We start from the raw sequence: 18,969 nt of genomic DNA on the forward strand, positions 1-18,969 counted from the left end.
TATATGTCAGCAATTGACTCCAAATATCATTTAAAGATTGAAGACTTTGGTTTTATGCTTGCTAAACAAGCAAGGGTTGAAAGACATATTTATACGAGAGAAGAGGCTCCATACTTTGTAAACAAATTTAGTTCAGGTGATCCCAACTATAGAGATGCAACTTTCTTTCCGCATTGGGCGCAGCTCAACTGGCTCAATGGGTTTGATCAAGAGTTCTTTGATGATGGGGGAAAGTTCTTCAGATCATCCGCAGTTGATCCAACAGCACAAGAGAAATTAACTTTGCAAAAAGCCATTAATTCAGCAGGAACTGTGTCTAATGATGGAATGAGGTCATTTGGGTTAAGGTCATCATCTTCTTCTGGATGGTGGAGTACAGATTATGAATACCGAAGGAAGATAACCATAACTGCTGGATCCAGTGCTGTACCAGAAGGATATCCTGTTAAATTGACAGAAGATTCAGATGCTATAGAAACAGCAGGTAATGTAAGATCTGACAGAAAAGATTGGAGAATAATTTATTCCGATGGGACATCAGACACCGATCTAACCCGTGATTATGTAGATGCTGACTTAACCGTGTTCTCAACACAGGTTTCAATCGCAGCAGAAGCTGAAGATGATTCATATTATCTTTACTACGGTTATTCTTCTGAGAGTACGGATAAGGAGCCGACAGATGATGATGGATGGAATGAAGTTTATACACCCCCAGATACAGACGCTAATGTATTGGGTTTGTGGCACAACAAAGAGGGTACAGGTACTTCAGTAGAAGATACGTCTGGTAATGGGAATGATGCAACTCTAAATGGAAGCGTCACTTGGACTGCAAGTGATAGTAAATTTGGTTGGGCTTTAGATTTTCCTGGAAATAGTGGTGCATATATGGAGACTCCAGCTTTCGATCAAGACGCTGGAACAATTCAAATGTGGATTAAGAAGGATTCTGTTGGTGGTGGGGGATATATTTTTAATCAAAGACAGGCAACTTCTAAATGGCTGGCAAGTTGGACTGGCACTGGTGGAATTAAAGTGGGTCTACAGGGTGATTCTGGTTATCCAGAGTTGACGGCAACAAGTGTAATCCAAGATACAAATTGGCACCATTTGGCTTTTGTGTTCGATGGGACAGATCAGGTTTATATTTATTTAGACGGTTCTCTTAATATTACCTTAGATTTTTCAAATTCTGGACAAACAGGATTAATCAGAAGCGGTAATTCAACCATAAGATTTGGAGAAAGTTTTGCTGGACAGATGAGTAATATTCGTTTTGACAACGTAACAAGAAATTCTTTTCCCCATGCTCTTTCAGAGGAACCAAGTACAGAAACCGCAGATGAAGATCCTCAAGGAGATGCTGCGAGTGGAGGTATTTTTGAGATATATGGAGCAGATGATTCTGGCGTGGTATATCTGTGGGACGGTACTTCAACTTGGACTGAGCAATTTAATGTAAGAAGGCTAAAATGGAATGATGATATTAGCACTGTTGACGGATCTGGACTGGTTGGAGATGATGGTGGTACTGAAAAAGCGACAGCCCAAGCTTTTACTTTAGATGCTGATACCCGTGTAAAAGGAGTTGAGGTTTATTTAAAGAAAAATGCTGGTACTCCAGGGGATATTACAGTAAGAATCGAAACTGATGACACAAATGCTCCTTCAGGGACACTTGCTGATGCCAACCTAACAGGCACTATTTCTTCTTTTGCAGAAACTGATTATGCCTGGATTACTCTTGATTTTGATTCTGTGTCTACAGCCAACTTATCTGATTCTACTAAGTATTGGCTGGTACTGAAAACAGACGCTGCTTCAAATGATAATAATTATGCTTGGGGGGCTGACACGTCAAGCCCTGGGTATGATGATGGAGATGCTGCAGATTCTACTGATGGTGGTTCTGGTTGGAGTGCAGATTCTGGCAAAGATATGATGTTTAGAATATTGGGTGAAGCCACTCGTGTAAACGAAATAGCTCAAGCGCAATTGGACGGCAATACGGAATTGTGGTTTGCAACAGGAGATCCCAATAATACACGGGACAACAACGCTAGGCTATATATCTATGACGGTACTGATTGGGAATTAAGATACACATTTACTGGAACAGGTACTGCTGCTGCCTTGTGTTTACAAGTATATGAGTCACAGCTGTTTGTGGGACTATCTCCCCGTTCAAAAATTTATTCTACTAGCGATGGAAGCACTTTTACTGAGAGTAAAGACATAGATCAACCCGACAATCCTGGATATCCTTGGGATATGGAAGTTTACAATCAGAGATTATATGTTTGTGGTGGTCATCCTGAATATTCAATCGACAATTATTCTTTAGGATATTTGTGGAGTTATGATAACTACGCATGGCAATTTGTATATGATTTTAGTTTTACAGTTGCCAAAACGATGGAAGTATTTGACGGACTTCTGTTCATTGCCACAACAGACAAGAAACTTTATGTATTTAATACGGCTTCGATTGATAAGTTGTTCGAGTTTCCTTGGGATGTAACTTTAGACTGGATGGGTGTTTGGGATGACAAATTGGCAATTGGACTTAATGGAGCTAACGGATTAACTGGTGAGGAGGCTGTATATCTATTCGATAGAAATGGATTTCATAAAGCATTTGTTCCGCCTAGTGTGGGTATTCAATCTGGTATTGTTGCTAGAAACGAATTGATCCTAGGAACTACTGGTAACACAATTTATAAGGTCAATGATTCTGTATATGCAAGTAGTGGAACCTTACAAAGTTCCTATTTTGAAGCGCAATTGCCTAATATATACAAACTATATCGAAGCATAACAATCATGTATGATTCGTTGCCGACTGGTGCTAGTATATTAATCGAATACAGGGCTGATGAAACAGATAGTTGGACTACTCTAGGAACAGCAAGTACGGCAGGTTCTACTTCTGAAACATTTAACTTTGCCTCTGGAGTTTATTCGTATAAGATTTCTTTGCGCTACACACTATCAACTTCAGATACGAGCAAAACACCAACACTCAGAAAAAGTATTCTCAAATATGTTTTATCTCCAGACTTCAAATATATGTGGAAGATGAAATTGGCGTGTCCCGATAAAATGATCTGGTTAGACGGTGCTGAACCACAAGCAATTGTTGGCACTGCGATAAACGCAGAAGATACTTCAATTGTTCTAAAAAGTACAGATGATGCTAGTCCTACAAATGGTTTTCCTGATCCTAATGGTAGCGCAATGTACGCTGTGGTTGAAGATTCAGATGGTAATGAAGATGTATTTACTTATACAGGGAAAACGTCCACAACCCTTACGGGAATTCCGTCTTCAGGAACTTATGCGTTAAGTAATCATTCGGTGGGTGAGATTGTTCGAATAAGAGGAGCAGACTTACATCAAAAAATACTTGATTTGAAACAAGCCAGACAGTTAGTTACATTCACAGACATTGATGGTTTAACCTATACTGTGTTGTTTCATTCTTATCAATCAGACAATTGGGTAATTAATCCAGAAGACTCTGGTGGTGGATTGGAAAATGAGGTTCCAATTACTCTTTTAGAAGCATGAAATATCTGTTAGTATAAACAAATGATATGGCAAAAAATAAGACAAAAACTTATAATTTTACAAGAAATCAGTTCTTCGGACTTTTACTCGGTGCGATTATCAGTACCTCGATTGCTACTGTTGCTGGCACTGTCCGTATTCTTAACAGTGACCACTTTACTATTATTGCCTTGGGTAATAGATTGGAAAATATTGAAAATGCTTTTGTGCCCCGTGGAGAGATTGATTTAAAATTTGAAATATTAAATAACAAGATAGATGCTAATACTAAATTGTTAGAATCTATTAATAATAAGTTATAAAAGGAGGTGACTTATATATGGCGCAGAAAGTAGTAAATCAAAATGAAGCAGCTAACCCTGGAAGTAGGACTGTTACTCATGGAACGATGAACATTAAGTCTAACACCAAAGGAGTTTCTGAAGTCCCGACAATGCAAACACCAACTGTTCACAAAGAAGGACAAAAGGTTATGGGAGGTACAATTCCTAATGCAAAAAGAGTGGGTACACATTACTAAAAAAAGGAGGGGTTTAACTTGTTTTTAGAACAGGTCGTTTGGTAAGAAACATCCCCCTCCCCAGATCTGTGTTACATATAAGTATATCAAAATATGTCAAGTAAAAGCCAGAAATTGATGCAAAGAGAAGCGATGGAACGTAAACGTTTCGGGTTCACTCGTGCTGAAATATTAAAAGCCAAAGGTGCTAAGTGTGCTATTCCTGGTGGTGGACACGAAGGTGATTTGGTGATAGATCATATAAATGGTGGTGGAAGACACGATACCGAAAGAGGGATTATTAGGAAAGAAACTCATGACATGAGCAATCTAAGAGTCTTGTGCAGGAAACATGCAGGGATGATAGATCGCATGGATTACATTAAGGGAATGGGTAGAAACACCAAGGGTAATCCTAATAATCCATCACAATAATCATGACAGACGGAGATATATCAACAAGATTTCAAGCACAAGAAATACTCAATAGAGTTTTTAACTCTTCTGAAAACACGCTATCTGTAAACACGGGATTTAAGGTACCCAAATACGATCAGATAATTGCTTCATATCCCAATGACACTACAGAAACTTATGAATACAAATATGGTGGAGAAACTCAAGCAACTATGACGGTAGTATATACCGACAGTACAAAGGAGAATTTTTACAGTGTAACAATGACTTGATATGGCATACAAATATAATCCGTTTACGGGCAATATGGATAGTGTGGGAAGTTCAATGGGTGGAGACGACAGGTATGTAAACGTGGCAGGCGATACTATGACTGGTGCGCTGACCATAGATGGTACTGCCAATGCTAAACAACTAGTAGTTCAAGGTCATAGTACTCAAACCGCCAACCTTACAGAATGGCAAAATAACAGTGGAACGGCATTGGCTTATGTAGACCAAGTTGGTTCATCTAAGTTTGTAGAGATAAATGCTACTGGAAATATCACCCTTGATGGAACTAGCAACGCTTTTATGATATTGGATAGAAATGCAACAACTAATTTTGCAGCTTTTCAATTCAAAACAACGGGAACAACTAAGGCAACGGTTGGTATTTATAATAACGCTACAAATAATTTAGTCTTCAATCTTGATGGTGCAGATGCAGGGAGAAGGCAAACCCTTATTTTAAAACCAAACTCAGAGGCAGTTTTTAATGATGAGGGGGGAGACATGGATTTTAGAGTCGAGGGAGATACTAATGCTAATTTAATTTTTGCAGATGCAAGTGCAGACCAAGTAACTTTAGGACTAACTCTTCTGACCGACAAAATCCAGTTTACCCAAACAGATGGTAACGAGTATATAGATTCGCTTAATGACGGGTATTTGGATTATGGGGCTACCACAGGGCACAGGTTTAATGCTCCTATTACATCTGGTACATGGAATGGGACTGCCATAACTGTACCTTATGGAGGCACGGGATTGACAAGCCTTACGCAATACTATGTACCTATTGGAAATGGAACATCGGCTTTTACTTCTGACTCTTATTTTACCTACAACACATCGACAGATAAGGCAACACTTGGGCTTGGCATTGATGGAATTACGAATAACATCTTTACTCTCACATCGGGCGGTACTTCTTGGCAGTATGGGTTAAGAATAAACGACAGTAGTGGCAACCACATGGCATACTTCTCACCTCAAAACAGGTGTTTGCTTGTTGGTACAACCTCATATTCAAGTGGTATCTCTACTATGCTTATGGTTGGAGGGTTTACCGAGAATAAGGTTGTTTTCAGAGTACAAGCAACAAAGACGGCAGACGGAACACAAACAGAGGATTTAGTCAGGTACTACGACACAAACAGTCTACTATTTCACAGAATCAACTACGTCAATCAATACTATTACGAGGGAAATATGTATATCGGGGGTAAGGTAAACGGTATACCTTCAATGGACAGATTACAGGGTGCAGGTTCACGCTACACAGTAACTACATCTAACATGAACACATATTATGATTCAACATTTGACGGGTATCATTTTGGAATTGCAGCATCTTGTTTAACAGCAACAACAGGATATATAGAAATCGACTTCAATCCTTACATTGGTTGGACTGCTAACACTAACACTGGATATACCTATGTTCAGGGTAGGCTCGTTATCAGTTTCTATTCTACAGGCAGTATTGCTTCAACCATTCTAGTTGAAAGTTATAGACCTTCTGGCGGTGCTGATAGTTGGATGACTTGGAGTTCAACGACAACAAACACAAACCTTGTCTACACGGTGTCGCTATCTGCAAACCACAACTACTCTAAAAAAATGAGAATATCCTTCTACCACCCTACTCATGGCGTAAGTATAACGGGTATTTCGTTCTTTCCTGATGCACCACAAAACGTTGCCGAACAAACAAACATCCCAAGATATACCTCGGAGGATTTAACCCTTGCTCATAACTCACTTTCACTAACAGATAGCAATTATGTTCAAAGGACTAAGTTTGAAAGCAAGGTAGCAGACGGGGGAACAGCCCTAGCCTACTTATTCGATACAGAGAATGACCTTGCTACATCTGGTGCAAAGATAGCTAGTTTCAAAAATCAGGGTACCGAAAAGGCATTTGTTGATACTAACGGATTTGATGCAGTTGCTTTTAGTGTGGGGGGTACAGCAGGAATAGACAAGTCAATTACCGTATTAGATGCAGACGGTACAACAACCCATGCACTAACATTTACAAAGGGTATTATAACTGCATGTGTAACTACTTAATTAAAAAAGGGTTATAATATAAACATGGCAAAACTTAAAACTATAAAACTTCCAAACAAAACAGAAGCAAATTATTGGCGTATTACTAAAGCTACTCTTGACTTTGATACAAATGTACAAGAAGTTACAGTTGTGGGATTTGCAACAAAGCAGGACAGGTTAGACGCATACGCTCCCCTAAAGTCTTATGCACTATTTATAGAAATACCAGAAGATGATCTAAAAGACATAGCAAAAAGAATTTATAAGGCTTTTGATACTACACCCATCGCAGAAAAAGCTGCTGACGAAGAACAGAAAAACATGAATTTAATTATGAAAGGAGATGACGATATTTAACATGAAACCAAACGTTACATTAACAGGGGATGATTTAATTATCTCAATTCAGGCACTTAATCAGGTAAGCGTACCAGTAAGGGATGCAGACCGCATAAAAGTTATCATAAACAAAATGACACTTTTGTTAGAACAATTACAAAAAGGAGATAATAACGACAAAATAAAAAAATGAAAATAAACATAAACATAGATTTGCTAGACATATTCAAAACTCTTCGCAGTAAGAAAATGAAGATGATTGATGGTGAAGACGAAGAGAAACCAAACAGATCTAATCCCATGATCCCAGACAGGGCTGATACAGAAACCATGTATATAAATCCTAATGATATTTCCAGAATTGAAAAAGATAAACTGAGAGACATCACAGCACAACACGTACCAGAAAACACACATTTAAAATGACAATTGTTAAAAGAGATAATAAGGTGGAAATACGCAGTCACAAGACTGGAAAAAAACTTGGAGATTTTGGTTCGGTTACCGAAGCCAGAAAGAGATTAAAACAAATCGAATACTTTACCCGTTTAAGATCTAAAAAAAAGTAATATGGCACAACCAACAATACCTGACCACTTGATGAAAGAGCTTGATACTTCACCCCCTACAGAAAAGATTGTTCAACACATGATTGAAAGTTCAAGAGCTGTAAGAAGATCGACAATCTCATTTACTGACTCAATTGCCTTTCTAACTATATCATTCTGGTACTTTTTCTTTACAGGTTTAGCCTTGCTATTGGGAAGGAAACTTCCTCGTAAGTGGTTGGATCTGTCACACAAATTAGATGCTGGTAGAATATCCAAAAAAATCGAGGACAAAGAACAAAATCATATTGCTGAAGCCAGCAAAAAAGTTGGCGGATATAAAATTGTGGACATGGAAACTAAACGACCTGTTGGCTTGAAAATAGAACCAATGAAGCCAGTTAAATCTTAATGTCTTTTGTATCTTAGATGGGGCAGACTTCTCCTCTTTCTTAATATTTCGTCTTTGTTTTTATGGTAATACCTTAGTCGGGATATCTGTCTGGCAGATTTTCCCTCCTTCTTCCATTTTTCGATTAAACTTCTTAATCGGTCTTTTCCCGTATCTTTAATAGACACCATGCTCCTTCCTCGTATATTTTAATATTAACGTCATATCTGTCTTTTAGTAAAGCATACCAGTTTTTTATATTCTTTTCTGAAGCTACGACCTCGTGAGATCGGCGGAGAGCCATGTCTAAAAATTCAAATAGGGTAGTATCAGGCAGATGAGTTAAGGTGTTACGGAAACTTATCACTCGACCCCTAGGTAACGTTTTTAAGTAGTCACAGTAATATATATTCTGAAATGTACCAGCGTGTATTTTCCCATCCTCACTAGCTCTTTTTACTCCCTTGTATTCTGAAGTCACAAAAGTTACTGGATATGTCCACTGAGAAAGCTCTATTGCTATGGGGATGCTATTATAACCGACAACAACCAATGGGGACTCTGACTCTTTGGGATATCTCAAAACAATATCTCTCCATAGGGGATCGTGTACTGCCAGCACCCGATCGTACTCTTCGTCCAAAAGCCGTTCGTTTTCGGGCTTGTACTCTTTATTAATACCAACCCTGGGGGATGAGTCTTCCCATCCTTTTTGGATGTTTGGATGATTATATCTATTTCTTTGTTTTGTTCCGATTGCTCTTCTTGCCATATTTTTTATACCACGCCCCACTTTTAACAGGATATTTTCTGTACTCTACGTTTATCATACCGAACGGGGCTTCCTCGACTTTATGGACGATAGACTTGTTCTTTAGCTTCTGAGACACTTTAACTTGAATAAACTTAACCTCAAAATGATTGGGGTTGCTACATTTTGCAGGTCTTATGGCAATGACATCAGCATTACCCTTCGAACCTGCTGCACGTATGGAATACCAACCCTCTTTATAAAATTTATTTGCAAGCATTATTTCCCTATTACGACTACGTATGTAATTTTTATTTGGCATTGGGGCGTTTCTCCTCTTTACCAACACTTACACTAGTCTTGGGAGACTTTACTTTATAAATCATACCGTTTCTGAAAGCCATACTCCAATTAATAAAATACTTATCGTGTTCCAATCCTACACGACCTTCTATTCTTCTTTGAGCAGCTTGCACTTGTTGTTCCCAATGATTGAGTTCGTATTGTTTTTCACGAACCATACGGGAATGAAAAGTCAATTCAGCCAATTCTTCTTCGGTTAGCTTAATTTCTTCTCCACTTGGTTTAGATAATTTTGCTCCTTTGGGTATTTTCATTTAAGTAAGAATCCTCCTTCTATAAGCACTCTTCTAACATCACTTTCACGCTCTGAGCTGACTTCGATAACCTTACCTTCATATTTTTTCCCAGCTACATGAGCATATAATGTCCTACCATCTGCGCTGTGTATTTCAACAGTCCTTGGTGCTTCTTTTACTTTAACTTCTTCCTTCTTGATTTCTGTCTTTTTTGTTGTCTTTTTTTTAGCTGCCATACTACTCACCTCATTCCACAAATTCAGTCTTCTTTAAAAATTCTTCCTGGTCTTTGTCTACATCTCCAGCAGAAATTTGTCCATCTTGCACAAACTTATCAGGTGTCCAATGAGTCTTTCGAAAAGCTTTGGCTTGGGGATTATTTGGAACCCCGTTTGCTTCCTCTTCATTTTGATTATCATATTTTTCGGCAGGTACAAACTGCGCTCTTTTAGGAAGAGAACCAGATCGACCCTTTTGGGCTTGAATTGTTGTTCCTGCGATATCTGTTAAATCCATATTATTTTGATACTACTTCAGGGAAATCCCTGCCAATAATTTTATACACTAAATGCAGTACGATCAAATAAAATAATACTGGAAGGAAAAATATTATTTTCAAGAAACGTCTCAGCATGTATATACGTTACCTTGCTGTCAATTAAGTGTCAAGCAGGAATCTTATCAATAATTGAGTCTTTGTTTACAGAACCCCAATTGTCTCGGATAACCTTGGCTAACGCTGCAATAAATCCAGCGACAAAAGCTGCCAATATAGCAAAACTGTATTCTTGGATATTTTCCAAATCGGGTTTCAAAACTACGCTAACAGCTACTACTGCTCCTGCTCCACCTGCTACTGCAGTACGCAGAAATCTCCAGGCTATTATTTTCCATTGCGGATAGTTATTAGCATCTTTCATTTGTACTTCATCTGCCATATTACTTCACCCCCCTTGCGCCAATTTTTAAGACTGTTAAGATGATCTCTAATTAAATCTATTATATTGGTTTTTACAGCCTTAGTTCTGATAACTTTTTTCTCAACCCATTGATCTATTTTGTCTTCCAAAGGTTTTACAGCTCGTTCGACAGCACCCACAACTGCATCATTCGTTTTTTGTTGTAGTTTAGCAATGCTTTTTCTAGTTTCATCTTCTGATTGTTCTAAATTTTTAAGACGTAAATTTATATCAGAGAAATCTTTTCTGTCATCAGCCATATCTTTATCAATCCTATTTACGTCTGCACTAACACTATCTACCCGTTTGTCTATGCGTTCGATTGCTTTTAATAAGTTTTTGTATTGGCTATCTTCCATGAAGTTAGTTTCCAGCAAGCTTTTGTAAAATATTAGAAGCCATTACAACACCTCTTTCAAGAGTTGTAACTCTTGTTTCAAGATTCTTAATTTGTTCGCTTAACTCGCCATTTTGTTTTTTCAATTCTTCACATGGATCAAATGGTGGTATTGGTGGTTCTTGATTGTAGGGTATTCCAAAAGCCTTACAGACTCCCCGTACAATTCCTTCTACCACCCTTGGTCTATTAAAATGTAATAAGGAATGGTCATCAGGAACGTGCATACCAACACCGCACTCAATAATGTTGCATGGAGTTTTGGCAGTTAAATACTTCCACATATAATAATATTTAGTGTTAGCGTTTCTCCTTTCGGATCGATTAACTACATCAGTCGTTTTAAAATATTCTTCTTCTATGTCCTTGCAAATGCGTTGAGATTCTTGTGTAGCTTTGTCTACTTGAGGATCTGGAAAATCAACAAACCCTCCGCCCCTGCCGTAAATGTCAGCATCATAATGTATAGAAAGAAACAAATCGAAATCTTGTGAAGTTATATTGTGGTCATCATTGGCATTGGCATCAGTTGTATATACATCAAAACCCCTTCTGCGAAGTTCTCCTGCGACTTGATCTCTAATATCTACATTGAAGCTCATTTCATTGGGCGCACCTGTAGAACGTCTTAGTGCAACAATGGAATTATACTGGCAGTTCTGATGTCCAGCTTGTAGGCAGATTTTAGCTATCATGCTTTTAAGAGTTTACACTCTTCTTCTTATCGGTGTCAACCTATCTACGTTTAAATGTTGCACCTATGGCAAGTGGTACAGTAATGAAAAATACTAATACTGTCCATGTTCCAGTAAACCAATAATAAAAAGCCAAAGCATTAATAAACCCTACAAACATTATTGTATATATCCTACATAAAAATATAAATCCATTTAGTATTTTATTTCTCATTTTCGATTAACTCTGTTATCTTTACGCTGTTTATGTCTTTAACAAAGATAGCTAATACCTTAGCTCTTCCAAATAATTCTCGTAATTGTATGTTAAGCTCTACTAAACTCTTTTGATCTCCAGCATCTTCTTTATCAAATATTAAAAGATATCTTCCCTTCGGATTGATCTTTAAAATTTTAGCTGGATGTAATTTAATATCAGACATAACTCAGTAATGAACATAGAATACTATATGTGTAGGTATGTGTCAAGTATCAAATAAAGTTGGGGCTAGTGCCTGCCCAACAACTAGCCCCGAACTACTGAGACTCTAACACATAGAAGTGCTGGAGCAATTATATTTTGACCTATTAAGATCTTCTTGTCAATTGAAAAACAATCATTTAAAGTAATAGCCTCTATAACAGAAATATCCCCTTGACACCGAGGTGTGTTTGGGGATATTCTGATTCGAGAATTATGAACAATACATTCTACAACACAACTACTTCAAAAAGCAAATCCAATTGTTTACAGGGGACTGGAGCGGGCACGCTGTTCACCCCCTTCTAATAGAGTGAACGGAGCAAGACCTTTTCTCGGAAACAACACTCAGGGAATATGGTTTATAACTGAACCAAAGTCGGTATTACGGTGACACTCACTGGCAAAGAGAAACCTGTTTACATAAATCAGTTACTAGTCGAAAATAAGAATACTTACTTCCCTGGAGTAAGAGCCTTTCTGTTACAAGCCTAGGGAATGTTAGTAGAGAAAAAGAATATGGCAATAAATCAAAATAGTATAGATTACAGTAAGCTGACAACACAGCAAGCCTTGAGGACTCTAAAGACCAAAGAAGAAATTGCAGAATATTTCAAGTATAGATTTGGTGAGATTAAAGCAGAGAGAAAGACATTGGAATGGGATTTAGAACATCAATGGGAAGAGAAACAGAAAGCTAAGACAGAAAAATCCGAAGACGAAAAACGAGCTGATGAAGCTTTTGAAGCCATAAAAGATATATTTAAAGATATATAAGCACAAGTTCACCTGTCTTGTGTTGACCCTTTTTGATAATAGCACAAAACGGGCAGGTTTTGTTTACCAGTACATCCTAACCTCGTGTATAAACTTTGGTAGCCAATACACAAGAGTTACAAATGCCACGCTGGCAAATAGTAATTTTTTCATTTTTCTTTCACCCCCTTCTCGTTTTCTCTAACCCAAACCCTGAGTGCTAAGATTGATCCAACCACATACATACCTATTCCAGCCACGCCATACAAAGAGTCAGCCAGAGCCACGTTGGTAGCCTCAATCATAGTGGCAATTATACCAATCACCACCACAGCCATAAAGATTTGTGCAAGTGTTTTATCCATACTTAATCACCTTCTTTCATATTCTCCTCTTTATTTGTCATTTTGTTTTGGTGGTATGTGACCCGTCTTTTCCCCACCTTCTTTCCCCAGTTTCTTAACTGAAAACATCATGCCATTCCAGTAACATAAGATTGCACCATGCATATCAGCCTTGAAAAACAAATCGTCTAGTGTCTTGATTTCGCCTTTTGGGTTTTTCATATCTGTATAAGTGTTTATTTGGCTGATTTAAATTAACACTTGCTGTGCCAGTCTTGCCTCTGCTATCTTTACATATTCTTCGTCTAGCTCTATGCCTATGAAATTATATCCGTTCATTTTACAGGCTATTCCTGTAGTGCCACTTCCCATAAAAGGATCAAGGACTGTTCCGCCCTTAGGCGTTACCATTTTGATTAGATATTCCATAAGGGCAAGAGGCTTAACTGTTGGATGGTTGTTTTTGTTTGGTAATCTATTTTCAGGATTTCTATTATTCTCTATCAAACCCTTTTCACTGTGAAACCCTCCATAGTCAATTCTATCCTTGTCCTCCATATCCTCACACCCCTTATTCCTCTCACTCTTACTTGCCTTTGCTGTATAGATTATTGATTTGAAGAAACGAGAGGCGTTGCCCGAATCTCCAAAACCACAACCATCATTATTTTTCTCTGTTCCATATTTACCATAGACTTTATTATTCAACACGCCTACATTTCCACCTTTTGAAACTCCCGTCTCAGGAAAACACTCTCTTACTTCTTCGCTGTTGTCGTGGATTAGGTTGGCAGGGAAGCGACCCAAATTATTTGCTGGTGTTGCTGTGCCTTTTGCTTTACCTTCTCCAACATCAAAATTTACTCCATTATTATTTATGCTTGCCTTTGCATCTAACATTTCCTTATCTTCTTGCGACATTCCCACCCTACTCTCATCTATATTTATTCCACCTGTTCCCCACTTTAATACGTTCTCGGCTACCGTCTTTTCTGACAAAGGTTTTCGTGCCATACAAATAGGTTCGTGTGCTGGTTTAAGAGCAGTTCCCCAGCCTTCCCATTCGGAAGTACCCTTATCTTTGTCTGGTCTTGGTGGAGATTGCCATCCTGTTGATGTTTCTCCTTTAGTCAAATTGTATGGTCGGTTCGCAGGATTTTTAGAAACAAATTCCCTCTCATTCCCCTGCAACTTATCTACTGCCTTACCTATATTCAAACTTTTCGGGAAGCCCGACCCATACACCCATTCAATCATATCTCTTATCTCAAATCCTGCATCTTCAATAGCTACTGTCATTCTGTGGTAAGTTCTTGTACCACCAAAAGATAATAAGTATCCACCAGGCTTTAGCACCCTAAGGCACTCTTTCCACATCTCAACATTGTAAGCAATACCTGTGTTGTCCCACTTCTTACCCATAAAACCAAGCTCGTAGGGTGGATCGGTTACAACACTCTCTAGCGAGTTCTCATCTAGCGTTTTTAATATATCTAAACAATCACCTTGAAAAATTGTATTCATACATTTATATCTATATAGAGATGTACGATAAACTCGTACAACTGAAATTTAAACAGTTGCTAAAACATCCTTTTTATGTACTAGCAAATATTTTTTGTTATTGTATGTTATGTCCTCACCAGACCAGCGTCTGAAAATTACTATGTCACCAGCTTTATATTTATCCCCTTGCACAACTTCACCTTGTTGATGCACATCGGTTTTTGTTTCTGGCAAATATATACCCGACTCAGTTTTTTCTTCTCTGTCCTCTACTTTAATTAGTATGTAATTTTCTGTTGGCTTTATCATGCTTTGTTATACATTAAGTTCTACATTTTCTTTTTTCTTTAAAATTTCAATCGGAAAATAGTATTGACTCTCTTGCCCCACCCTTTTTAAATTCCAATGCTTTTTGGCTTCCTCAACTGTAACTGAATAAACAGTTCTTCTCTTTGGATCATATAGCATGATCTTTGTTAGTCCCTGTTCAGGTATCCACTTATCAACAACTGTCTTGTGTAGAGATATTTCTCTAGTCATCCAAAGAACAGCTTTGTTAAAATCTATCTTTTAAAATAGATGTCATTGTTAATTGTTTTACCTAAATTTACTTTCATGTTAGTTAAGTCTCAAGCCTCGGAGGCTATGAAAGCCCCCGAAGTTTTTTACTTAACTTGCGTTTACACCCTCTTCTGTGTAGACGTCTTCTAGTTGTTTAAATTCTGCTATTGCTTTTACCTCTTCATCTGTCAGATCAGATTTTTTGGGAGAAGCTATAACACTGTATTCAGTTCCCAATCCTTTCCCTTTTCTTTTGATAGTTACATCATAATGTCTGGGGTCTCCATACTCTTTGTCAGTTGCGTATGCGAGTATTTGCCTGAACACTGTTACTGGTGCTTCGTAAACAAAGATCTTGTTATCTCTTTCCCTGTCCAGAATGAGATAAGCATATTTGATCTTTACTTTTTTTCCCTCTGGTGCGTTTTCACCTTCCGCTAACAAAGTCGTTTTGTATGAATCTTTAGTTCCAGAATCATAAAAACGGATTTCTAATGGTTTAGTGACCAGTCTTATCCTGTTATCTCCTTCTTCAGGTTTCCAAAATAAGCCTCCTTCGCCCTGTGGGATATCATAATTGCTATAGTCATCTATTGTTTTTGGCATGTTTGCTTCACCCCCTTTTATTTCTTCTTCATAAATCTGGTTGATAATTTCGTAAGGATCGTTCTGACTATCATTATAGCTAAATTCAGTGTTAGTATCGGCAGTAGTCTCAGTTTCTGCATCTTTTAAATAACTTTCAATCCATTCGACATCACTTTTTGGTAAAATTCCCATTTTTTACGCTAGTCACATCTTCTTTCAAAATTCTCAGAAAGCTACGCTCTTCACCTATTCCAATATTTTTAGCTCTCAATATTCCAGCTTCAACCATACGCTTAATATGTCTTCTGTTGGTTCTAAGAATATCGGCTGCTTCGTCTAATGTTAAAAACATATCTTTAATCTTGGTCATGTCTATACATTACAATATATGCTACTACTTGTCAATAGTCAATCTGTTATTTTCCTAAGGTTTCTTCCTATTTCGATTAACATTTCTTTTTTGGTTAAAAGTATTCGCACATCAGTTTTTAAGTCCATGTATTGCTCGAATATGGATGGACTTTTACCATCCTCTGACATCCTTAACTGCAATTTGGCTGATGCTTCACGCCCTGCTTGAGTGCTTTCCCCAGCTTGTAGTAAAAATCTGTAGTATCTTCCATAATATTCCGACTCCAATTTTTCAAGAGCTGGTATTTTCTCAGTCAGTTCGTTCATCACATCAACCATTTGCTTATTTATGGCTTGTAAATTTGTCTTTCCCATTTTAGCTAATATATGTTGCTCCGCATGGACAATATGTTACAAATTCAGCATAACCATTGTCTCTGTTTTCAAGTACAGCATCTGGCAGTCTTCGACCACAATCAAGACAAGTATCTGCTACTGATCGCCTGACATCCTTATCTTTTTGGCTTTCCATTTCGTCTATGATAGTACGTAGGGCACCAATTGTTTTTTCATTGTCCCATTTGTCGGCAAAATCATATACATGTTCCGCCAATGTTTCGTAGTCTTGTTCTAATGCTATATCATTTTGTTTGTGACTCATTAATTTTCACCCCCTTATTCTAGCCCACGCTTTGACATCCTTATATCATGGGCTAGGTAAACGGGTTATAGTATCTCTGGCTGTTTAATCTGATAACCATAAGCCCAATGTTTGTTATCAAGTGTCACGATAACCTGTTCATTGTTTACTTTTTCCCATTCCACCTCTTGAACCTCTATACCAGACTTGCCAATACATTCAACTTCGATTGACATTATCTTAACAATTTTCGGTTTTTCAGTATTCCAAGCCCCCTTCCATTCTACATAATCGCCTATTCTCATAATTGGTTTGTGATTAGCAAGGTACTCTTCCTCGCCTGCAAGTCCTACTATTTGTTGTTTCATAATTATCACCCCCTATTCAAGCCCTCCATAGTAGTCACTTGTTGCCTTGCACAAATGACTACTAGCAAAGCTCAATCTTCTTTGACTAATTCTTTTAATGCTTCGTATGTTTTATCATTCATGTTATTTAGACAATCTAAACAAAACATGCTCTTGCACATTTTCTGGTAGTTGTTCGAGCTTTATTTCCTTGCCCAAATGTTTATCGTCTATTGCATAACCCCAAGTGCTAACCCCATATTGTGGATGTGTAGGGTCATCGCTAACAGACAAGCAATCTATTTGATATTTGCCTTCTATGGTTTCAATTCCATAGTGAAACGGCAATACTAATATTGAATATCTGTCGGCGGTTTTGCCGTTGTTGTCATATATTTTGTATATCTGCATTACTTTTCACCCCCTTTTTTTAAGTTCTGTTTAGTATCCGCTATCACTAACGGATACTAGCAAAGCTCAAAATATATAAATCTCTGGCTCTTTACCCGTTGATGATTTCACAAAGTGTTCGAGCTTGTTGGCTTCGTTTTGATTATCTGCGTATATCAATACTTTATACTCTGGAAATGTAACTTCAATGGCTCTTGAGCCATCCATTCTCATAATGTCTGGCAAGTCTTGGTTGACCCATTCTCTACTAGGTCGAATACACTTGATATATTTGGTTTTGCTCATGGCATTATTAAATTTATACTTCATATTTACTCACCCCCTTTGTTTAAGTTCTGATTAGTGCTACCTATTGCTAAGTAGCACTATCAAGGCTTAAACCTCATGCCTAGGTCTATAGCGATTTGTCTGCTTGTTTCTTCAAAAGCAAACCAAGCTAGCCAATTTTGTGCGTCTGTGTCGTTTGGTATGTGTACTTCAAGCCCTTGACTGTTCATGTCCTGCTGTAACTCTAAAATGTCATCAAGATATTTTTAGTGAAAGCGTGAGTGTCTTTGTAGTAGATAAGAGCGCATACCATGCCACTGATACAACCATGAGATAGTAAATCATTGAACCAGTCTTCTGCTTTTTCATAGTCTTCTATCTCATCGTAGATTATACTTGCAACTTCTTTATATAAATCAGTTACGTTATAATCGTCCATTATGTTTTGCAATTGTTTTTGTGCTTTTTTGATTGTCATTTATATCTCACCCCCTTGCATTTTCATTAGTGTATTTAACTCCATTGTGCATACTAAGGTATAAAGAAGTAGAGCAAGCAATAGGCTAGCTATTATTTTAATAGTTGTCTTATGTTTACGCAGATATAGTCGGGCTTTGCGTCTGTTAAATATGGTATAATTACCAAGTGTTATAATTCTCATGTTAGTAAGTCTCAGTAGTATAAATTAATTCTATACTGTCTATACAATACAATAGATGCATATGCTTGTCAAGTGTAATATAGACAAGTGTCAGCTTCAAGTTTCGGGTCAAATTATCGAGTTTTAATCTTTGTAAACGTTTGTCTTGTGTTTCTTTCCACGGTTTACAATGCTTTACAAGTATAACCAATCATCTTTACATATATTATCGTCTTTTAGTTTCGTTTAATTTGTCAATGTTTGTCAATCATCTATGCGGTTATATCTACACTATCACTAAGGTGCTAGTAATATGTATCATGTATATAGTACATAGCACATAGCACATAGCTATAGTATATAAGCATAGCAATAGGACTAGTGCATAGATATAGTAATAGGGGTACATCCTTATATGCTAGCACCTTAGCCCTTTGCCTATTGACTCAGCACCAAGGTGAGAGTATGCTTGGCAGCATAGCACCAAGGTGATAGCACCAAGGTGATAGCACCAAGGTGATAGCACAATACCAAGCTTCAAAGTGCGATCCCAATATTACTAGCCTAGGGTACTAGTACCTCAATCACATAGCACCTTGGCATGATAGATA

General features: G+C 37.7%; 32 protein-coding genes. 10 read left to right on the forward strand and 22 right to left on the reverse strand.

Features of this window, described 5'->3' with window-relative positions:
- Positions 1-3 precede the first annotated feature (3 nt).
- The 9 genes from IPM48_14940 (at position 4) to IPM48_14980 (ending at position 8,107) form a co-directional block, all read left to right on the forward strand.
- Entirely contained in the window at positions 4-3,573 is a 3,570-nt protein-coding gene (locus IPM48_14940) for a LamG domain-containing protein (GenBank protein ID MBK9272878.1), read from the forward strand.
- A 26-nt stretch (positions 3,574-3,599) separates the two neighbouring features.
- Entirely contained in the window at positions 3,600-3,875 is a 276-nt protein-coding gene (locus tag IPM48_14945) for a hypothetical protein (GenBank protein ID MBK9272879.1), read from the forward strand.
- 311 nt (positions 3,876-4,186) lie between these two features.
- Entirely contained in the window at positions 4,187-4,507 is a 321-nt protein-coding gene (locus IPM48_14950; protein ID MBK9272880.1) for an HNH endonuclease, read from the forward strand.
- Between the two features lie 2 nt (positions 4,508-4,509).
- Complete coding sequence (locus tag IPM48_14955) at positions 4,510-4,761, forward strand: hypothetical protein (GenBank protein MBK9272881.1); 252 nt, start codon at positions 4,510-4,512, stop codon at positions 4,759-4,761.
- 1 nt (position 4,762) lies between these two features.
- Positions 4,763-6,826: a hypothetical protein gene (locus IPM48_14960; protein MBK9272882.1), complete on the forward strand. Its 2,064-nt coding sequence runs from the start codon at positions 4,763-4,765 to the stop codon at positions 6,824-6,826.
- Between the two features lie 24 nt (positions 6,827-6,850).
- Positions 6,851-7,165 carry a hypothetical protein gene (locus IPM48_14965; protein ID MBK9272883.1) on the forward strand — a complete coding sequence of 105 codons (315 nt, stop codon included), beginning with the start codon at positions 6,851-6,853 and terminating at the stop codon, positions 7,163-7,165.
- Position 7,166: 1 nt separating this feature from the next.
- Positions 7,167-7,340 (forward strand): hypothetical protein, encoded by a 174-nt coding sequence (locus IPM48_14970; protein MBK9272884.1) that lies wholly within the window; start codon positions 7,167-7,169, stop codon positions 7,338-7,340.
- Positions 7,337-7,573: a hypothetical protein gene (locus IPM48_14975; protein MBK9272885.1), complete on the forward strand. Its 237-nt coding sequence runs from the start codon at positions 7,337-7,339 to the stop codon at positions 7,571-7,573. The genes IPM48_14970 and IPM48_14975 overlap by 4 nt, the downstream gene beginning before the upstream one ends.
- 144 nt (positions 7,574-7,717) lie before the next feature.
- Positions 7,718-8,107: a hypothetical protein gene (locus IPM48_14980; GenBank protein ID MBK9272886.1), complete on the forward strand. Its 390-nt coding sequence runs from the start codon at positions 7,718-7,720 to the stop codon at positions 8,105-8,107.
- A gap of 133 nt (positions 8,108-8,240) precedes the next feature.
- Here the strand turns inward: IPM48_14980 and IPM48_14985 are convergent, their stop codons facing one another.
- From IPM48_14985 to IPM48_15025, 9 genes are all read right to left on the reverse strand, one after another.
- Positions 8,241-8,858: a hypothetical protein gene (locus tag IPM48_14985; GenBank protein ID MBK9272887.1), complete on the reverse strand. Its 618-nt coding sequence runs from the start codon at positions 8,856-8,858 to the stop codon at positions 8,241-8,243.
- On the reverse strand, positions 8,821-9,159 hold the full coding sequence (locus IPM48_14990; GenBank protein MBK9272888.1) for a hypothetical protein: 339 nt from the start codon (positions 9,157-9,159) through the stop codon (positions 8,821-8,823). The genes IPM48_14985 and IPM48_14990 overlap by 38 nt, the downstream gene beginning before the upstream one ends.
- On the reverse strand, positions 9,149-9,454 hold the full coding sequence (locus IPM48_14995; GenBank protein ID MBK9272889.1) for a hypothetical protein: 306 nt from the start codon (positions 9,452-9,454) through the stop codon (positions 9,149-9,151). The genes IPM48_14990 and IPM48_14995 overlap by 11 nt, the downstream gene beginning before the upstream one ends.
- Positions 9,451-9,672, reverse strand: coding sequence for a hypothetical protein (locus IPM48_15000; protein MBK9272890.1), 222 nt, complete (start codon positions 9,670-9,672; stop codon positions 9,451-9,453). Before IPM48_15000 ends, IPM48_14995 begins: the two co-directional genes overlap by 4 nt.
- A 10-nt stretch (positions 9,673-9,682) precedes the next feature.
- Positions 9,683-9,952 carry a hypothetical protein gene (locus tag IPM48_15005; GenBank protein ID MBK9272891.1) on the reverse strand — a complete coding sequence of 90 codons (270 nt, stop codon included), beginning with the start codon at positions 9,950-9,952 and terminating at the stop codon, positions 9,683-9,685.
- Positions 9,953-10,101: 149 nt separating this feature from the next.
- A complete protein-coding gene (locus tag IPM48_15010) occupies positions 10,102-10,374 on the reverse strand; it encodes a hypothetical protein (GenBank protein ID MBK9272892.1) in 273 nt (90 codons plus the stop codon).
- Positions 10,353-10,754 carry a hypothetical protein gene (locus IPM48_15015; protein MBK9272893.1) on the reverse strand — a complete coding sequence of 134 codons (402 nt, stop codon included), beginning with the start codon at positions 10,752-10,754 and terminating at the stop codon, positions 10,353-10,355. Before IPM48_15015 ends, IPM48_15010 begins: the two co-directional genes overlap by 22 nt.
- A 4-nt stretch (positions 10,755-10,758) precedes the next feature.
- Positions 10,759-11,487, reverse strand: coding sequence for an N-acetylmuramoyl-L-alanine amidase (locus tag IPM48_15020; GenBank protein MBK9272894.1), 729 nt, complete (start codon positions 11,485-11,487; stop codon positions 10,759-10,761).
- Between the two features lie 203 nt (positions 11,488-11,690).
- Positions 11,691-11,909 (reverse strand): hypothetical protein, encoded by a 219-nt coding sequence (locus tag IPM48_15025; GenBank protein ID MBK9272895.1) that lies wholly within the window; start codon positions 11,907-11,909, stop codon positions 11,691-11,693.
- A 536-nt stretch (positions 11,910-12,445) separates the two neighbouring features.
- Here IPM48_15025 and IPM48_15030 point away from each other — a divergent pair.
- Positions 12,446-12,724, forward strand: coding sequence for a hypothetical protein (locus IPM48_15030; GenBank protein ID MBK9272896.1), 279 nt, complete (start codon positions 12,446-12,448; stop codon positions 12,722-12,724).
- 149 nt (positions 12,725-12,873) lie between these two features.
- Here IPM48_15030 and IPM48_15035 read toward each other — a convergent pair whose 3' ends face one another.
- The 13 genes from IPM48_15035 to IPM48_15095 all read right to left on the reverse strand — a co-directional run bounded on the left by IPM48_15035 (position 12,874) and on the right by IPM48_15095 (position 18,196).
- Complete coding sequence (locus IPM48_15035) at positions 12,874-13,068, reverse strand: hypothetical protein (protein ID MBK9272897.1); 195 nt, start codon at positions 13,066-13,068, stop codon at positions 12,874-12,876.
- 30 nt (positions 13,069-13,098) lie between these two features.
- Positions 13,099-13,269, reverse strand: coding sequence for a hypothetical protein (locus IPM48_15040; GenBank protein ID MBK9272898.1), 171 nt, complete (start codon positions 13,267-13,269; stop codon positions 13,099-13,101).
- A 27-nt stretch (positions 13,270-13,296) separates the two neighbouring features.
- Positions 13,297-14,571, reverse strand: a complete 1,275-nt coding sequence (locus IPM48_15045) for a site-specific DNA-methyltransferase (GenBank protein MBK9272899.1) — start codon at positions 14,569-14,571, stop codon at positions 13,297-13,299.
- A gap of 48 nt (positions 14,572-14,619) precedes the next feature.
- Positions 14,620-14,862: a co-chaperone GroES gene (locus IPM48_15050; protein ID MBK9272900.1), complete on the reverse strand. Its 243-nt coding sequence runs from the start codon at positions 14,860-14,862 to the stop codon at positions 14,620-14,622.
- 6 nt (positions 14,863-14,868) lie between these two features.
- Positions 14,869-15,093, reverse strand: a complete 225-nt coding sequence (locus IPM48_15055) for a hypothetical protein (GenBank protein ID MBK9272901.1) — start codon at positions 15,091-15,093, stop codon at positions 14,869-14,871.
- A gap of 129 nt (positions 15,094-15,222) precedes the next feature.
- A complete protein-coding gene (locus IPM48_15060) occupies positions 15,223-15,894 on the reverse strand; it encodes a hypothetical protein (protein ID MBK9272902.1) in 672 nt (223 codons plus the stop codon).
- A complete protein-coding gene (locus IPM48_15065; GenBank protein ID MBK9272903.1) occupies positions 15,872-16,072 on the reverse strand; it encodes a helix-turn-helix domain-containing protein in 201 nt (66 codons plus the stop codon). Before IPM48_15065 ends, IPM48_15060 begins: the two co-directional genes overlap by 23 nt.
- A gap of 38 nt (positions 16,073-16,110) precedes the next feature.
- Entirely contained in the window at positions 16,111-16,428 is a 318-nt protein-coding gene (locus IPM48_15070) for a hypothetical protein (protein MBK9272904.1), read from the reverse strand.
- 1 nt (position 16,429) lies between these two features.
- On the reverse strand, positions 16,430-16,714 hold the full coding sequence (locus IPM48_15075; protein MBK9272905.1) for a hypothetical protein: 285 nt from the start codon (positions 16,712-16,714) through the stop codon (positions 16,430-16,432).
- 65 nt (positions 16,715-16,779) lie between these two features.
- Entirely contained in the window at positions 16,780-17,061 is a 282-nt protein-coding gene (locus IPM48_15080) for a hypothetical protein (GenBank protein ID MBK9272906.1), read from the reverse strand.
- A gap of 123 nt (positions 17,062-17,184) precedes the next feature.
- Positions 17,185-17,451, reverse strand: coding sequence for a hypothetical protein (locus IPM48_15085; protein MBK9272907.1), 267 nt, complete (start codon positions 17,449-17,451; stop codon positions 17,185-17,187).
- Positions 17,452-17,517: 66 nt separating this feature from the next.
- Entirely contained in the window at positions 17,518-17,760 is a 243-nt protein-coding gene (locus IPM48_15090) for a hypothetical protein (protein ID MBK9272908.1), read from the reverse strand.
- 202 nt (positions 17,761-17,962) lie between these two features.
- A complete protein-coding gene (locus IPM48_15095) occupies positions 17,963-18,196 on the reverse strand; it encodes a hypothetical protein (GenBank protein MBK9272909.1) in 234 nt (77 codons plus the stop codon).
- Between the last annotated feature and the right edge of the window lie 773 nt (positions 18,197-18,969).

It is taken from the genome of Saprospiraceae bacterium, from assembly GCA_016715965.1.
Classification (GTDB): domain Bacteria; phylum Bacteroidota; class Bacteroidia; order Chitinophagales; family Saprospiraceae; genus Vicinibacter.

Excerpts from the sequence above, each read along its gene's own strand:
- IPM48_15055 (MBK9272901.1), bottom strand. The coding sequence starts at position 15,093 with ATGACTAGAGAAATATCTCTACACAAGACAGTTGTTGATAAGTGGATA.
- IPM48_14945 (MBK9272879.1), top strand. The coding sequence starts at position 3,600 with ATGGCAAAAAATAAGACAAAAACTTATAATTTTACAAGAAATCAGTTC.
- IPM48_15010 (MBK9272892.1), bottom strand. The coding sequence starts at position 10,374 with ATGGCAGATGAAGTACAAATGAAAGATGCTAATAACTATCCGCAATGG.
- IPM48_15040 (MBK9272898.1), bottom strand. The coding sequence starts at position 13,269 with ATGAAAAACCCAAAAGGCGAAATCAAGACACTAGACGATTTGTTTTTC.
- IPM48_15080 (MBK9272906.1), bottom strand. The coding sequence starts at position 17,061 with ATGAAACAACAAATAGTAGGACTTGCAGGCGAGGAAGAGTACCTTGCT.
- IPM48_14950 (MBK9272880.1), top strand. The coding sequence starts at position 4,187 with ATGTCAAGTAAAAGCCAGAAATTGATGCAAAGAGAAGCGATGGAACGT.
- IPM48_14985 (MBK9272887.1), bottom strand. The coding sequence starts at position 8,858 with ATGGCAAGAAGAGCAATCGGAACAAAACAAAGAAATAGATATAATCAT.
- IPM48_15090 (MBK9272908.1), bottom strand. The coding sequence starts at position 17,760 with ATGAAGTATAAATTTAATAATGCCATGAGCAAAACCAAATATATCAAG.
- IPM48_15050 (MBK9272900.1), bottom strand. The coding sequence starts at position 14,862 with ATGATAAAGCCAACAGAAAATTACATACTAATTAAAGTAGAGGACAGA.
- IPM48_14990 (MBK9272888.1), bottom strand. The coding sequence starts at position 9,159 with ATGCCAAATAAAAATTACATACGTAGTCGTAATAGGGAAATAATGCTT.
- IPM48_15000 (MBK9272890.1), bottom strand. The coding sequence starts at position 9,672 with ATGGCAGCTAAAAAAAAGACAACAAAAAAGACAGAAATCAAGAAGGAA.
- IPM48_14995 (MBK9272889.1), bottom strand. The coding sequence starts at position 9,454 with ATGAAAATACCCAAAGGAGCAAAATTATCTAAACCAAGTGGAGAAGAA.
- IPM48_15035 (MBK9272897.1), bottom strand. The coding sequence starts at position 13,068 with ATGGATAAAACACTTGCACAAATCTTTATGGCTGTGGTGGTGATTGGT.
- IPM48_14975 (MBK9272885.1), top strand. The coding sequence starts at position 7,337 with ATGAAAATAAACATAAACATAGATTTGCTAGACATATTCAAAACTCTT.
- IPM48_15005 (MBK9272891.1), bottom strand. The coding sequence starts at position 9,952 with ATGGATTTAACAGATATCGCAGGAACAACAATTCAAGCCCAAAAGGGT.
- IPM48_15070 (MBK9272904.1), bottom strand. The coding sequence starts at position 16,428 with ATGGGAAAGACAAATTTACAAGCCATAAATAAGCAAATGGTTGATGTG.
- IPM48_15085 (MBK9272907.1), bottom strand. The coding sequence starts at position 17,451 with ATGCAGATATACAAAATATATGACAACAACGGCAAAACCGCCGACAGA.
- IPM48_15095 (MBK9272909.1), bottom strand. The coding sequence starts at position 18,196 with ATGACAATCAAAAAAGCACAAAAACAATTGCAAAACATAATGGACGAT.
- IPM48_15030 (MBK9272896.1), top strand. The coding sequence starts at position 12,446 with ATGTTAGTAGAGAAAAAGAATATGGCAATAAATCAAAATAGTATAGAT.
- IPM48_15015 (MBK9272893.1), bottom strand. The coding sequence starts at position 10,754 with ATGGAAGATAGCCAATACAAAAACTTATTAAAAGCAATCGAACGCATA.
- IPM48_14940 (MBK9272878.1), top strand. The coding sequence starts at position 4 with ATGTCAGCAATTGACTCCAAATATCATTTAAAGATTGAAGACTTTGGT.
- IPM48_14965 (MBK9272883.1), top strand. The coding sequence starts at position 6,851 with ATGGCAAAACTTAAAACTATAAAACTTCCAAACAAAACAGAAGCAAAT.
- IPM48_15020 (MBK9272894.1), bottom strand. The coding sequence starts at position 11,487 with ATGATAGCTAAAATCTGCCTACAAGCTGGACATCAGAACTGCCAGTAT.
- IPM48_15045 (MBK9272899.1), bottom strand. The coding sequence starts at position 14,571 with ATGAATACAATTTTTCAAGGTGATTGTTTAGATATATTAAAAACGCTA.
- IPM48_14980 (MBK9272886.1), top strand. The coding sequence starts at position 7,718 with ATGGCACAACCAACAATACCTGACCACTTGATGAAAGAGCTTGATACT.
- IPM48_14955 (MBK9272881.1), top strand. The coding sequence starts at position 4,510 with ATGACAGACGGAGATATATCAACAAGATTTCAAGCACAAGAAATACTC.
- IPM48_14970 (MBK9272884.1), top strand. The coding sequence starts at position 7,167 with ATGAAACCAAACGTTACATTAACAGGGGATGATTTAATTATCTCAATT.
- IPM48_15065 (MBK9272903.1), bottom strand. The coding sequence starts at position 16,072 with ATGACCAAGATTAAAGATATGTTTTTAACATTAGACGAAGCAGCCGAT.
- IPM48_15060 (MBK9272902.1), bottom strand. The coding sequence starts at position 15,894 with ATGGGAATTTTACCAAAAAGTGATGTCGAATGGATTGAAAGTTATTTA.
- IPM48_14960 (MBK9272882.1), top strand. The coding sequence starts at position 4,763 with ATGGCATACAAATATAATCCGTTTACGGGCAATATGGATAGTGTGGGA.
- IPM48_15025 (MBK9272895.1), bottom strand. The coding sequence starts at position 11,909 with ATGTCTGATATTAAATTACATCCAGCTAAAATTTTAAAGATCAATCCG.
- IPM48_15075 (MBK9272905.1), bottom strand. The coding sequence starts at position 16,714 with ATGAGTCACAAACAAAATGATATAGCATTAGAACAAGACTACGAAACA.